The 14,286-nt window shown below is 36.0% G+C and carries 12 protein-coding genes and 1 pseudogene; 2 read left to right on the forward strand and 11 right to left on the reverse strand.

The window, feature by feature from the left end:
- Positions 1–59: 59 nt before the first annotated feature.
- The 8 genes from I4V84_RS01875 to I4V84_RS01910 all read right to left on the reverse strand — a co-directional run bounded on the left by I4V84_RS01875 (position 60) and on the right by I4V84_RS01910 (position 6,860).
- Positions 60–812 (reverse strand): type II secretion system F family protein, encoded by a 753-nt coding sequence (locus tag I4V84_RS01875; RefSeq protein WP_195991132.1) that lies wholly within the window; start codon positions 810–812, stop codon positions 60–62.
- Positions 809–1,153, reverse strand: coding sequence for an ATPase, T2SS/T4P/T4SS family (locus tag I4V84_RS01880; protein ID WP_173715874.1), 345 nt, complete (start codon positions 1,151–1,153; stop codon positions 809–811). The genes I4V84_RS01875 and I4V84_RS01880 overlap by 4 nt, the downstream gene beginning before the upstream one ends.
- Positions 1,154–1,292: 139 nt before the next feature.
- Positions 1,293–1,589, reverse strand: a complete 297-nt coding sequence (locus I4V84_RS01885) for a hypothetical protein (protein WP_195434900.1) — start codon at positions 1,587–1,589, stop codon at positions 1,293–1,295.
- A 131-nt stretch (positions 1,590–1,720) separates the two neighbouring features.
- Positions 1,721–2,101 (reverse strand): TnpV protein, encoded by a 381-nt coding sequence (locus tag I4V84_RS01890; protein ID WP_195991133.1) that lies wholly within the window; start codon positions 2,099–2,101, stop codon positions 1,721–1,723.
- A 20-nt stretch (positions 2,102–2,121) separates the two neighbouring features.
- Positions 2,122–2,529 (reverse strand): DUF6262 family protein, encoded by a 408-nt coding sequence (locus tag I4V84_RS01895; RefSeq protein WP_008374214.1) that lies wholly within the window; start codon positions 2,527–2,529, stop codon positions 2,122–2,124.
- Positions 2,513–4,021 (reverse strand): tyrosine-type recombinase/integrase, encoded by a 1,509-nt coding sequence (locus tag I4V84_RS01900; RefSeq protein ID WP_226976885.1) that lies wholly within the window; start codon positions 4,019–4,021, stop codon positions 2,513–2,515. Before I4V84_RS01900 ends, I4V84_RS01895 begins: the two co-directional genes overlap by 17 nt.
- Positions 4,008–5,738, reverse strand: a complete 1,731-nt coding sequence (locus I4V84_RS01905; protein ID WP_195991134.1) for a site-specific integrase — start codon at positions 5,736–5,738, stop codon at positions 4,008–4,010. The genes I4V84_RS01900 and I4V84_RS01905 overlap by 14 nt, the downstream gene beginning before the upstream one ends.
- 18 nt (positions 5,739–5,756) lie before the next feature.
- On the reverse strand, positions 5,757–6,860 hold the full coding sequence (locus I4V84_RS01910; protein ID WP_118692877.1) for a tyrosine-type recombinase/integrase: 1,104 nt from the start codon (positions 6,858–6,860) through the stop codon (positions 5,757–5,759).
- Positions 6,861–7,101: 241 nt separating this feature from the next.
- On the opposite strand from I4V84_RS01910, the gene I4V84_RS01915 reads away from it, so the two are divergent.
- Positions 7,102–7,899, forward strand: a complete 798-nt coding sequence (locus tag I4V84_RS01915; RefSeq protein WP_118692878.1) for a helix-turn-helix transcriptional regulator — start codon at positions 7,102–7,104, stop codon at positions 7,897–7,899.
- Between the two features lie 433 nt (positions 7,900–8,332).
- On the opposite strand, the gene I4V84_RS01920 is transcribed toward I4V84_RS01915, so the two are convergent.
- Positions 8,333–9,082 (reverse strand): hypothetical protein, encoded by a 750-nt coding sequence (locus tag I4V84_RS01920; protein ID WP_118692879.1) that lies wholly within the window; start codon positions 9,080–9,082, stop codon positions 8,333–8,335.
- 929 nt (positions 9,083–10,011) lie between these two features.
- Positions 10,012–12,819, reverse strand: a complete 2,808-nt coding sequence (locus I4V84_RS01925; protein WP_055171286.1) for a DNA methyltransferase — start codon at positions 12,817–12,819, stop codon at positions 10,012–10,014.
- A gap of 213 nt (positions 12,820–13,032) precedes the next feature.
- On the opposite strand from I4V84_RS01925, the pseudogene I4V84_RS01930 reads away from it, so the two are divergent.
- Positions 13,033–13,695, forward strand: a pseudogene (locus I4V84_RS01930) (recombinase family protein); the annotation flags it as partial.
- A 92-nt stretch (positions 13,696–13,787) separates the two neighbouring features.
- Here the strand turns inward: I4V84_RS01930 and I4V84_RS01935 are convergent.
- The gene (locus I4V84_RS01935; RefSeq protein WP_055171287.1) at positions 13,788–14,261 is read right to left on the reverse strand and encodes a hypothetical protein; all 474 of its coding nucleotides are present in this window, start codon (positions 14,259–14,261) and stop codon (positions 13,788–13,790) included.
- Between the last annotated feature and the right edge of the window lie 25 nt (positions 14,262–14,286).

Below are 14,286 nucleotides of genomic sequence, written 5' to 3' on the forward strand. Positions count from 1 at the left end.
GTACTGCATACGGTCAAAAGCAATAATATAACAAAAATGACAATATGGAGCCACATCAACTACACCTCGATTTCCACAATTCTTTTCCCCATCCAGTAAGCAGCTCCATATACTGTAAGACAGACTGTCATTGCACAGATTCCAAATGGATTTCCGTAGAGAATATCCAGAAATCCCGGTGATGCCAGCTGCAGATAAAGAATAATTCCTGCCGGCATAAGACTCATGATCATCTGTTCCGACTTCTTCGCAGCCAGAGTCGCTTCAATTTCTTTTTTTACATCAATCTTATCGCCCAGCATTCGAGCCACTTTCTGAATTACATTTCCAAGATCACCACCGCTTCTTTTTGCTGTATACAAAACTGAAGCAAAGTTTTCAATATCCTCAACCTTACAGCGCTGCCCAAGATCCAGAAATAATTCTTCTACCGGCACACTCACTCTCTGTTGTGTCTCTATATAACGAAATTCAGCTACAATATCTTCATTCTTCGGATATAGCTGCTCTAGATCACGCACACAGGCAGAAACTGCATTTTCCACAGAATATCCAGCCTGTACCGCCACACTCATAGAATTCAATGCATCCCGAAACTGATAATTAAGGCGCCGTTTTCTTTCTCTGATCATCTGTTTCTTCTTCCACTTCAGAAAGAACACAGAAACCGGAACCACAAGTAACATTACCCAAGGTGTTTGATAGAACAAATAATCTACAGCACCACACAATGCTGCACTTTCTCCTATATATTTTAAAATTTCTTTCTGAGAATATCTGTATTTTCCATAATCAACTTTCTGCTTGATCATAATTTCACCCCCGCCCGTTCCAGTTTTTCTCTGTGCAGGAGAGGCTCCACAGGCACCAGACCACACCCATCCTGCCATTGATACAATGGTTGTATCCTGATTTCACCATCCGCATACGCACATACCTCTGAAACTTCCAGAAGTTTTCTTGATTTATCGCGCATACGTCCCAGATGCACCAGAATATCTACGCCAGAGGCGATCTGCCTTCTTACCGCCTGAAGCGGCAGATCCAGTTCCGCCATCAATGTCATTATTTCCAGTCTGGCCAGCATATCACGGCAACTGTTTGCATGAGCTGTTCCAAGACTGCCTTCATGCCCGGTGTTCAGTGCCTTTATATGGACTCCCTATGTTCCCATCATGCAGAAATACAATATCTTTACTCAATATACACTGTATATAACGTTATTATCTTGCCATTCCACAGTTGCAAAAAGAAAAGAGCGCCTTTCACAGCCCTCTTTCATATCGACTTTCTCATTCATTTGTCATACTCAACAGTTTTGCAACCAATGTCTCTAAACTTTTTCCCAAAAATGGGATAAAGTCTGGTATTGCACCAAATGCCATCCCAATTATTATCATTCGACCACATTCTCTTGCAGATTCCAATGCAAATCCATAACTCAAAACACCTGTCAGAATAAATATAATTGATAAAAAGTAAAGCAAAATATTTCCCAATATCATCGGAATTTTTAATAACCAGTGAATCAATGTCATTACTGCAAGAATTAAATATAAAAACACTTTTATTATGTACTTAACCAACATTTTTAATCCCTCCCTTTTTTATCTTTCCGGACAGCAAGAATCTTGCCATCCGGACTTCCATTTTTTTGCTATCCAGACTTCCACTTTTTTGCTATCCGGGCTGCAAAATTCTTGCTATCCAATACAGTTCATTATCCTTTCGTGTATATCATTTCCGTCAAAATCATCTCTTCTGCATCATGACAAAGGATATTCATCCTCCTTGTCCATTCCATGTTGTCCTGCCTTTTTAATTTCTCTGTAATTCCTTGTTTCTCCATCATCTGTTTTACTAATTGTTCTTCTCTATCCCTTGCTTCTGCATCAATCTGATTCAAATGCTCGACAAGTTTTCCTTGTAACAACAATATTTGATATTTTGCCTTTCTGTGTTCCTGTAAATAGCTTTTACGAAGCATCCCATATTTCCCATAAATTGGTTCGATATCTGTAAGTGCCAATTCTGGCAAATAATAATCACCACATAACATATAAGTAAGTCCATTTTTCTCATCATAAATTTCGTTCTGCATAAAATATTCTCCTTTTCTTCCTATAATTGGTCGTACATCTTCAACAGTGTTCCCTTTTTCATTTGACTATATTTCACCTGTAATTCTTCATATTTTTTCTGAAGACTTTCATATTCGTTTTTCGGAACACTATCGGATAATTTCTGTTCTAAACTCTTAATCCGTGCTTCCTGTGCTTTTGCAATAGCATCACTTTTAGGATTTCGCAATATCATTCCCTGTTGTTTTTCCTTCAATTCCATCATGACCTGTTTCACATTCGGATTATTATAGAAAAAACCTCTGGAAAGTCCTGTTAGTTTTGTAAGTTCAGCAACTGAAATTTTTATATTTTTTCTATACATTGTTTCAATAGCTGTTATTGCTGTTTCCGTCATTTCCGCACTTTTTTCTTTTGCCAGTGCTACCATTTTATCGTGTTTCTGCATTTTCCTTTTCCCTCCTGTATTGTGCTAATAATTCATTCATTTCATCTCGTACAGCCTTTGTATCCTCCGCTAATGCTTCGTTTCTTAGCCGCCGATAATGTGGTATGGTTCGTGTATCCTTATGCCCCAACAGCCTTGCAATGCTATCATCATCTAATTTCATTTCTGTAAGTTTTACTCCAAAAGTATGTCTAAAACGATGTGTACGAAACTCAAAATAATTTCCATTATCATCCCTGATATCATTTTCATAAATCATGATATTTACATGATATTTCAGCATTGAATCTGTATACAATTTTCCATTATCTTGCAGAAAAATATATTCTGAATCTGGATGCTCCTTTTCTGAAACTTCTATTGCTTTTCTAATCAATTCTGCCAGCTGATCGCTAACTGGTCTTTTGTATTTCCTTGTTTTCTGCTGGATAATAGTTATAAAATAATGTCCAGATTTCTCAGATAAGCAATCCCTTCGCAAAGTCAACGTATCCTCTATTCTTGTACCGAGCATCTGATGTATTATTAAACATCTGCCTAACTGGGGCTTTAATTTTGTTAATGCACAATTAAATCTTCTGATTTCTGCATCTGAATACGCTTCTGGTAAAGCGTTGTCATATGCTCTGCAATCACTGGACAGAAAAAGGTTGCATATATTTTCTATTTCCAGTTCACGCCCTATTTCATCCAACAGATTATCCAAAACCGACAGCTCTGTCGTGTAACTGACTGATGTAAGACCGGTATCCGTTTTTATATAAACCAGATAATCTTCTATCATATCCCTGCTAATTTCTGTAAAGTGCTTTACTTCTGGGAATCGATCATACATGAAACTAGCAAACCGACGGAATCCACGCAATTCACCTTTTATACTACCCATTGCTTTTGTCTGGCAATGGCTATACAATATTTTCTTTATTATCTCTTTAAATTCTTTCTGCCTGATCTCACGAAAATCTAATCTATATCTTCCACGAATCGGATTACTCCTTGGCACAATATCCAACTTTCTCATATCCCATACATCTTTTTCATTTTCTGGAATATCTGCTGTTTTACACTTCACAACATACTCATAATACATTTTCAGAAAAGAAATCTGAGCGCTACTTTGTTGCTCAACATTCCGCCTATCCGGTCTATTTCTTCTAACATACAGCGCCAATCCTTTTTTATATAAAAATGCTTTATAACTTCTCTCCAGTTCTTCCCATTTTTTATCAGTGATGCTGCTACAACTTGTACACTTCTCATTCAGAAATTCTTTCAACAGATCAAATCTGTAAATATCATTTACTACTGTTGATAATGACAAACGTCTACATCTATCATCGATATACCCATAAATCTCATCCTGCATCTTTTCATTATGAATCTCTGATATGTAGTACACCCTGTTTTCCTTCCATTTCAGTCCTGCCAACTGTTTTTCTGTAGCTTGTTGATAACAGTCATACGAAATCAAATTAATATTACCTTTCATCATCTTCTGCTCCTTTCAATTTAAATGACTGATTTTTAGAGAAATATTTATCTTCAGCCGATACAATACGTTCCGGCATGAAATCAATGTACTGTTTTGTCATATTCTCACTTGAATGTCCTAGATAATCTCGTACCCCTTGTATAGAAACCCCATTTCCGTACATTGAAGTTGCAAGGTTATGTCTGTAATCGTGTGCTCTAAAGATATAATCTCCGCAGGCAATCCCACGAACCTTACACTCCCGAATCATCTGATTTGAAAATGTCTGTCCATTAAATGCACCACCCTTTTTATTTTTGAATAAATACTCCCCATTTTTTATTCCGTACTTTTTTTCATAATCATTCACCAGTCCAACCAATAAACTGGGAACAGGAATGACTTTTTCTCTCCGCATTTTGCTTTGATATATGCGCATCCAATTCTCATTGCCTTGTGAATAAAAGGCTCCCGATTTTATTGTGCAAACCTCGCTTTTCCTAATTCCTGTGCAAAACAAAATCAAATACATCAACTGTAAATGCTCTGGGAATGCCGGCAGCTCCTTAATTAGATGAGCAATTGTTTTTTCTGGAACACTTCTTTCATTGTGTTCCGAAAAACCTTTTTTTAAAAATCGTTCCGGATAAAACTTCAACACTTCAATATTTTCCATTTTCAAAAACTGTAGAAATGTATGCATATGTGTGATATATCGGTTAAAAGTGGAATACTTAATATCGGACTCATCCAAAACAGACACATAATCCGCTATATCTTGCATCTCCAGTTCAGTTACTTTCTTACTCTGTCCATCCAGATATTTTAAAAATTGTGAAATAAAACTTATTGTATTTCGGATATTTGATAAAGACAGATCAGATATCCCGACCAAATATTTTGCGTATAATTGTAAATACCAACGATTTTCTTTTTCGTAAATATTAATAAATGAAAGGCTTTTAACAGGTGAACTGGCATTGATTCTCGATTTATCAAACTGAAACCTATCCATATACCAGATACACGCTCGCCAATTTGTCTCTGGATCTGTCAGAAATAACGTTCTTCTCGCAAATTCAACAATCTTAGAAGCCTGTTTTTTTATAATTTCCGACTCCTTGTTTAAATACAGATAAAATCTGTTTTCGTCTGCCTGTTCCATTTCTTCAATATCATCTATTCCGTACTTATCGCAAAACCGTATAAGTGCTTTTAATGGTTCTAAAAAATATCTTCGATGTCTTTGTACCTTATCCATATTCAGAATTTCACACAGCAATATTTTTGTCTGTCGCACCAACTGTGATGAATGTATCCTCGTTAAGTCCCATAACAAATCATTCTTATCAACCACCTGACGGAAAGATTGTGCTTTCTTCTTATTGGGGACATACAGCAAAAACAATTTGTCTTGCTTAAAAAACTCCTGTTCTACAGAGAAGGGCTTTCCTTGTGAATAAACATCCGGCATATTTTCTATTTTTAAACAATCAAATAAGCTCAGTAATTCCGCTTTATATTTTTCTGAAATATCCTCTTTTTCAAGAGAATCCATATACATTTTTCTCGTTTCATAGTTAATATCTGCAGTACACTGTATATCTGTATACTGAAAAAATTTGTATAACCGGTTATAGTATTTTGCTTCTCCAGTCGTAACTAAAGATATTTCTTCCTTTAATTTCTCAGATATTTTTTTCTGATATAACTTCGGAACAATTTTTAATACTGCCAAGGTAATCCCTCCTTCCTTTTACAGAAAATCTGCAATTTGGTATAAATCTTCATTATTTGAGTAGTATTGATCTGTCGCTTCTATCAATCGTTCATTATTTTCACCCAAGTATTTAATGGTAGTTTCAACTTTCTTATGCCCCAGGGCAAAACGAATGTCATTCAAATCCCATCCTTCTTTTCTTCTTTCCTCCGCAAAATAGTGTCGGAGCTGATGCGGATGGGAATTGATATCCGTTTTTTTGGATAGCCTTTTCAACATGCTATACACAGAATCCGCATCTAATGGCTCTCCTTTGTTTTTTCCAGTTAATTTTGTAAATAGATACTCCGAGTTCATCAGACTTTTTCGGTTATCAGAAATGTACTTAACCAAGAACTCAAAAGTTGTATTACTTAACAAAGCCATTCTATATTCTGCATTTTTTGCTCTTGCCAAGTTGGTATTGGATTCACGATACCTTACCCGAACCGTCCTTCTTTCAAAATCAATATCTTCGGTATAATGGATTCCTAGAATTTCCCCTAATCTAAGACCGGTTTCTGCCATCATTGCTATCAGCAATCGATCTCTATCATTCGTACAGGCATTTATCAGCTCCTGTATTTCTTCGGATGTTATTTCTTCCAGATTAGGTTCTTCTTCTTTGAAGAAACCTTTAAACGAATTCACTGCATTTTGATGATTTACTCCCATACTGTCAAAATACGATACTTTTTTTACTCGTAAGACTTTAAGCATTGGCAAAACATCTTCCAGTACCAAAAACTGGTAGTATCTGAAGACTGCACCAAGATACATATTGCATGTCTTATTGCTCGTCTGTGTATTATGCTCAGTATGCTTTCCACTCTTAACCCAATACAAGAAATCAATAAAATGTTTATTCTGCTCTGAATAGGATAGCAATGTAATCTCATCCAATCCTATCTTTTGCTCCTGCAGATAATTGTAATAATATGAAAGTGCGAAGGCTGCGGATTTTACAGTATTCGGAGAAGCATTAATCTGATCCAGATGCTTCAAATACTTTGATGGAAGAATTTCAATTTCTTCAATATCAGAAATAATCAAAAAACGTGGTCTATTATCTTTCAAAATCGAAACAACCCTATATTTCAATCCACAGCCCTCCTTCCTTTTGCTTTGATTTGTTTGACTTCTTTGACTTCTTAATTCTACATTATACACAAAGAAGTCAAAATGTCAATTACGTTTTTGATTTCTTTGACTTTTGCAAAAATATCAATAAAGCATTTTTTGATTTCTTTATGTTTTAAATTGATTTTTAAGGATATAATTGATAAGATAAAATACAAGAAGTCAATTTATACAAAGTCAAAGAAGTCAAGAGGAGATTTGCATGAACGAATTTATATCAAATTCAGGCACACTAATAAATCCTGACAGCGTTTACGATCAGGAAAGATTCATCAATATACTTCAAATCATTTTACAGAAAAAAACACAAAAAGAATTATCTGAACAAACAGGCTTAAATAATGCAACCATTTCACGAATGCTCAACGGTGCCCGATCTGGAAGACCATATAAAAGCACTATTGATAAAATTGCAAAAGCCATTGATGATCCAGAACTTATCCAAGAGTTATATGATGCAACGGGATATTCTTCTAAGAAAATACGGGAACGAAAAAAGATAATTGCAGACAATGGATTTTCTCTGGATCTCTCTACTGTTCAGGTACATGAAAAATTTTTTTCTACCTTAATGCGTGGACTTTCCATGATGACAAGTCTGCATAAAGTTGAATGGACAATAAAATCCGGAACACCCAGATCATACGATTATTTAATTGAATTAAAAGAGGGAAATATAGATTATTGGTATATTAGATATGTAGATAGAATTACTTCTGATGAAGAAAGGAAAAAAGCCTTAACTGCCATTTATGGAGAATTTGCAAAATTAAATTTGGGCGGAAAAATCAAAGTTTCTTGCGCCACTCCTTCTTACGAAGATTATGATTATTTTGTTACAATCCCACCATACCAATTAAATACAAATGCTTCAATCATACATTTTGATTCTGAACTCGAAAGATTTGCAGACGAAACCTTTTTAGAGACAGCTTTACCACTTAAAGAAAATATTCCTGTTAAGGATTTTTGTAATCTTACCGAATCACTGATACTATAACTTTTTGATTTTATCACAGAGAGAGTTGCTTATGGCTCTCTCTGTTTTTATCGCTTTTTCCTCCCATGTTCTAACTCATTATGGCAAATCGTTTTCTAAAGCAAGTATCGCCTAGAGTAACTCAAAATCCCATTTCTGGATTATGATTCTCTGACGTACTTAATGGAGATTATGATTCCCCATACCCTCAATATCACAAAATATCAAATTCTGTTATTAGCTCATAATAAATTTTCGCAGCTATCTGTTTTTTCACTCATAGTTATCAAAAGCTTTTTATAACCATCTGCTTCTATCGGCTGCAGATTCAAAATTCTTTTATTCAAAAATGAATAAAAGTGGATTTCAAAAAAACACCCATCACAAAAATGTAATGGGCACTTCTATTCATTATACTTGCATCGACAAATCTAGCATTTTCTTTTCGATTATATCACTGTTTATATTTTAGTTGATTTTCAATAAATGCGTGCTTTTGATTCCAAAATTCTTTTGCCAATGACATATATGTGATTATATTTGTAGCTGAATCTAATGGTCTTTTCCCAGATTCAATCAGTTTATCTACCAGTTCACTATTTATATGATAAATGGTGCTTGCATAATCGTATACATCATCAAACAAATTTAAATACTTTTCAATTTCTGAACAATTCTCCATTGTACAGTGATTTTGTAACATATTTATATTGTATCTATATTTCATATCCAAAATAAGAAGCCAAACATCTAATCTATCTAGTCCGATAGCTCCCTTAGCTCCCTGCATATTTCCTGATTGAAGCATTATAGATATATTATCTTGTGAATGATACATCTGGGAACATTCATTCAGCATTTCCAAATATATTTCTAGTATTCCTTCACCTGCTAAATCACGTTCTAAAATTTTTTTATAGTTTTCATATCTGCTTCTACATAATTCTCTTTTCTTTTGGGTAGAAAAGTTAAAATCCGTTTCGCCACTAAACCTCATTTCCTCCGTGGACTTTCCATTATGTATAAATTGACATTTAATATATGGTCTTCCGCCTTTTTTAACGATGTCATTATCTGTAAATAAATTTCCACCCTTAATTAGATTATTCGTATACATTATTTGATATATTTTCCATGCTCCGTATTTAACATCATATTCACCAATATCATTTATTTTTAACCAAAGTCTATGTAACAATTTCATATTCCTCTCTTTCAACCATTTAATAGGTGTAATTACATCACTGAATACACTTAACCAGTTCTACAAACACCAATTGTTCCAATTCATATTATCACTATTTCCATTTTCTCATAAGTTTCTCAATTACTCCAGAGCAAGATCCACCTGTGTTTAACAATATTGTCTTTCATCACAATATTCTCTCATCAGGTTTTCATCTTGCTGGGGATTCCCCAAACCCATTTTTCTATTTATGCCGAGGTCTCAGTATACACTAGAGCAAGATCCACCCCGGTAATACCATATCGCTATTTTAGCAATATAATATTTTCCGGACGTAGGATTCTTGCTGAGGATTGTGCTCCCCAGTTCCTCACATTCAGCATAAATATACACTTGGTTCCCCGAATTTTTCCGGTCACAACACAGGGATATAAAATAGACTAAATATCTCTATATCCCTGTGAAATCACTATGTGATTTTAAAAACAGCAAGGACAGGAAGTGTGGATACACTTCCGCAAAATTACCAATTTCGGAGCCTTATCCAAAATTGAAAAATACATAAAAATCCAAAATCCATAACCTTACTCAGTATCCAAATTTATGATTTTTTACAAATCACAAAAAACCAATATGAAAATTTTACAAATTTTGTATCACCTGTAAAATTCCCATATTGGTTTTCATTCAGCTTTTATGGATTTGGAATACTCTATATTTTCCAAATATTCTGTGCATTAGCTAAGAGCCATTCTGCACGATTTTCTATTTCATGTTCGTTCCAATCATTTTTTTGAAGTACGTCATATAATGTATAAAGTCCGCTCGCACACAAAAGTAAACCTGGTTTATTTTGTCCCTTTGTACTATATTATATAATGCGGGTTGATGTATTCGAGGGCTACAAAGCAGATTTAAAGCTATATTGCAGCCACCGGGTAAGATGATTACTTTGTCAATTCTTGATACATTCGCATAAGGGACGCAACGCAGGCAGATTCACTTGAAAATTCCGGCGTTCCTTTTGTGAAGCCGTACGCAGCCATAACCGCACGATCATTTGCTTGATGTGCCCTGATAAGTTCCGGCGGCATTAAAACTTCATCATAAAGTTCTGCAAGACTGCTATCGGGGTAAAGTGCTCGCGCATCAAGAATAGCCTGTGCTGTCTGTTCTATTTTTGCCTTTTGTGCATCTGTAGGGGTAGGCCATGGGAAATTATTGTATACAATATTTATTGAATATTGGTAACTAGGACCATAGTATCCACATACGGTTCTAGTCCAGGCCATGTGCACATTTGATTGCAAAACGCCAAAATGAAATAGTGTTGCGCCACTCATGAGACGTAATTTGTTGCTACAAAATGTATTTTCATCCAAAAATCCCATTGGAATATATCGCCTATTTCCCGATGAAACCTCAGGGGCTGCAATATAATTACCAGACGGCATATTTTCTGTCTGAAATCTTGTCGGTGTATCTGCTAGTTTTTTTGTTGATTTACGGTTACTTTTTTCTCTGTATTCTTTAACTGCTTTCACAAGTTTCAAACATTCAGGCATTGCTTTTAATTCTGCTGGGCTACATCCACCCAACCATAAACAATACTTAAATGTATTATTTAGAAAACCTGCCCCATCTAGCCATTGTCTAAAATATTTTTGGCTGTTTGGCTCCTTTTCAACAAAATTATCCATTTCAGATTTAGTGAAAAGATAATTTCCATTATCAATAGGCTGATTACCCATCTTAAATACAGGCACTTGACACAAAGGCTTATTTCTTGATGAAACAAGAATATCCTCAGCTGCCGTCAAATATGGACTGATATGTGGTACTTTTATAACTCTATCACCTGAAAACAAAAGGGCTTCTCTATCTTCAATATGTGAAAAACCAACAATAATAACATAAACAGTTGCTGTCTTACCCGCTTCGGAATTCCATTTGAAAAACTTATATGCAAAGTTGATATAAATATCGTCTTGTAAAATGTTTTTCCAAATAGGGTAAATCTGTTGCCCTTGACATATTGAATCGGTTGCAACAAAGGCACATCTGATTGCTGTATTTTTGGTGAAAACAGCCGCTTTCTTAAACCAACAAGCAACATAGTCAACATTTCCTAAATCTTCACCGAATACATTAAGCCTATCTGTTTTCTGTGTATCATCTAACATTCCTTTTGAAGATGAATCTTTAGCTTTTGTTCTTCCGGCGCGGGCTACAAAAGGCGGATTTCCCATAATATATGAAAGCTGATATTTCGGAATAACGCTTTCCCAATCAACTTGAAGTGCGTTGCCCTCATGTATAAATGCATTCGTTTTCAGCGGCAGGAAGTCAAGATGCATCAAAACAATACTTTCTGTTTCTTTCATCATCTGACTTTCAGCAATCCATAATGCAGTCTTTGCAACGGTTACGGCAAAATCATTGATTTCGATACCGTAGAACTGACTGATAGAAACCTGTATCGGGTTCATATTGTCATAGCCTAAAACCATCTGACCGCCTTGTAATTCCTGTAAGATTTCATTTTCCAAACGACGCAACGACAGGTAAGTTTCCGTTAAAAAATTTCCGCTGCCGCAGGCGGGGTCTAAGAACGTAAGCGTTGACAACTTCTTTTGAAAATCTTGCAGTTTTCTTTCCCGTGTACGCTTTACAGCAATATTTCTGATTTCCTCAAATTCCGCCTTTAATTCATCCAAAAACAGCGGGTCAATAACCTTGTGAATATTTTCGATAGAAGTATAATGCATTCCGCCGGAACGTCTTGTTTCCGGGTTCAAGGTGCTTTCAAATACCGCACCGAAAATAGTAGGGCTGATTTCCGACCAATCAAAATCAGAACTTGCTTTTGTTAGTAACAAATCGCGGATTTCATCTGTAAAGGGTGGAATTTCTATATCCTCATTTGCAAACAATCCGCCGTTGACATATGGGAAAGCTGCTAATTCCGGGAAATCATCTTTTAAATACGGGTCACGATCTTCGAGTTTTGTATCAAGTATCTTGAAAAGGTCTGTGATAGCACGCCGCATTTTGCGTGCGTCAAATTCCGCTAAATAATCATGGAACATACCGCGCCCGCCAAATATGCCTGCATCCTCTGCGTACAGACAGAATACAAGCCGGACACAAAGCACATTAAGGCTTTTCATAGCACGTTCACTTGTAGGGTCTGCATACTGTTTTGCAAATGCATCATAGAGCAAGCCGACAATTTCACCCGCAGCAATGGAAACTTCCATTTCACGCTTTAAGTGTTCGTTGCCGCTATCCACTAAAAATTGAAGCCGATAATATTCTTTTTCGAGATTTTCAAGCAGGATTTCTTCCGGCTCTCCGCCGGGGCGTTCCATATCGTATACAAGGAACTTTTCAAAATTACAGGTAACGACCCAACGCGGGTGTTGTGACAGCGGTAATTCTGTTATATAGCGTTTTGCCTGTTGAAATGGGGTTAAATACGTGCCGTCTGATTGCTTGATAGGCTTTCTTAAATCTTTGCCCAGTCCTTTTTGTTCAATCAGAACTTTTGTTTCTGGGATATTGCCATCAATAAAACTTGTATGATCTAAGTGCACCTGTTCTTCAAATAGTATGAACTGTTCCGGGTGCTCTTTCCCGAAAACGTCACGCAGTAGTGACAGCCAAAAAGATTGACTTTCCCCTTTCTCATATCCTTTATCTTTCCAGTATGCGGCAAAGGCTTTCGCCGCCACACGCTGTTCTACATCATTCATATGTACAACCGCCTTTCAGGTATAATAATTCAATTGGCATTATACTATATTTACGGCTGTTTCTCAATTATAGTCTGACAATTCGAAGATATATTTTTGTCGCTTAAATAGGCAAAAGTCGCTTGATGATACTTGAAGATAATACAATATCTATGCGAGATATCCAAAGAAAACCACGATATATAGTGTTATAAAAAAGATATTTTGTACTATATACATTCCGAGAAGAAGAACATCTGGACCTTCGACAGCAAAGGCGAGCTGCTGCTTACCATCATGTCCTCACTAGCACAGGAAGAAAGCCGCTCCATTTCAGAGAACTGTACATGGGGCCAGAGAAAGCGATTTGCTGACGGTAAGGTCACTGTTCCATTCAAGAGATTTCTTGGCTACGACTGTGGTCTTGACGGAACCCTTGTAGTAACTCCAGAACAGGCCGTTACCATCAAACGAATTTACAGTATGTTCCTTCAGTGAATGACCTATCACGGGATAGCAAAACAGCTCACCGATGACGGCATTCTGACACCGGGCGGAAAGACAAACTGGAATCAATCAGCTGTAAAAAGCATTCTCTCAAACGAAAAGTACAAAGGTGATGCTCTTCTACAGAAGTCCTACACCACTGACTTTCTTACCTAGAAGACCAAAGTCAATGAGGGAGAAATTCCACAATACTATGTAGAGAATAACCACGAAGCCATTATCGAGCCGGAAGTGTTCGAGATGGTCCAACGTGAGATATTGAAGCGAGGTTGAGGCAAGAAATACCACAGTGGAATACACATCTTCTCCACTTAAATAAAATGCGGTTGCTGCGGAAGCTGGTACGGCTCAAATGTCTGGCATTCCAACAGCAAATACCGTAAGGTCATGCTTTTTTCCTCCTAAATAATCGTGCATTCACAAATCTTTCTCCGACTATTTTTACATATCATATCCACAGTATATCATTATTTGTATTTTGTCTACACACAAGGAACTTCTACCGCCAAATCATAATAATATTGATACATGATCATGTTATCTTTTGCTTCTATATACACTCTCTGAGCTTCTTTCATCAAGTTATTCCAAATATCTTTCCATTCACTAGGAGCCGAATCTAAAAACCACATATTATTAAATGACATTTCTATCGTCCCCCATAAATCATCTTCTTTACGCTCAGTTTTTATATTTATCTGCATATTTCGTGCAATTTCCAATGCATCTTTTTGTAAAAAAGTGAATTTCACTACTTTTTGAGGATCTGGAACTTTCTTAAAACGACGCATATGAGCTTCTGCCTTTTTAATAATTGTTTCCAATTGTTCATCATGCCATTTTTTATCCTCTAGTATCTCTTCTTCTGACATTTGCGCTTTTTCTGCATTAATTTCTCTTTGCATTTCTTCCAATTCACGCTGTGCAATATCATAATATTTCTTTTCAATCACCATAATCTCCCAACTCCATAAAAAAAGA

Origin of the sequence: Ruminococcus sp. 1001713B170207_170306_F1 (assembly GCF_015668065.1) — a bacterium.
Lineage (GTDB): Bacteria > Bacillota > Clostridia > Lachnospirales > Lachnospiraceae > Blautia_A > Blautia_A faecis.

What these genes read in the sequence shown, in the direction of transcription:
- I4V84_RS01875 (WP_195991132.1), bottom strand. Translation starts at nt 812, where the DNA reads ATGATCAAGCAGAAAGTTGATTATGGAAAATACAGATATTCTCAGAAA.
- I4V84_RS01885 (WP_195434900.1), bottom strand. Translation starts at nt 1,589, where the DNA reads ATGTTGGTTAAGTACATAATAAAAGTGTTTTTATATTTAATTCTTGCA.
- I4V84_RS01890 (WP_195991133.1), bottom strand. Translation starts at nt 2,101, where the DNA reads ATGCAGAACGAAATTTATGATGAGAAAAATGGACTTACTTATATGTTA.
- I4V84_RS01895 (WP_008374214.1), bottom strand. Translation starts at nt 2,529, where the DNA reads ATGCAGAAACACGATAAAATGGTAGCACTGGCAAAAGAAAAAAGTGCG.
- I4V84_RS01900 (WP_226976885.1), bottom strand. Translation starts at nt 4,021, where the DNA reads ATGATGAAAGGTAATATTAATTTGATTTCGTATGACTGTTATCAACAA.
- I4V84_RS01915 (WP_118692878.1), top strand. Translation starts at nt 7,102, where the DNA reads ATGAACGAATTTATATCAAATTCAGGCACACTAATAAATCCTGACAGC.
- I4V84_RS01920 (WP_118692879.1), bottom strand. Translation starts at nt 9,082, where the DNA reads ATGAAATTGTTACATAGACTTTGGTTAAAAATAAATGATATTGGTGAA.
- I4V84_RS01925 (WP_055171286.1), bottom strand. Translation starts at nt 12,819, where the DNA reads ATGAATGATGTAGAACAGCGTGTGGCGGCGAAAGCCTTTGCCGCATAC.
- I4V84_RS01935 (WP_055171287.1), bottom strand. Translation starts at nt 14,261, where the DNA reads ATGGTGATTGAAAAGAAATATTATGATATTGCACAGCGTGAATTGGAA.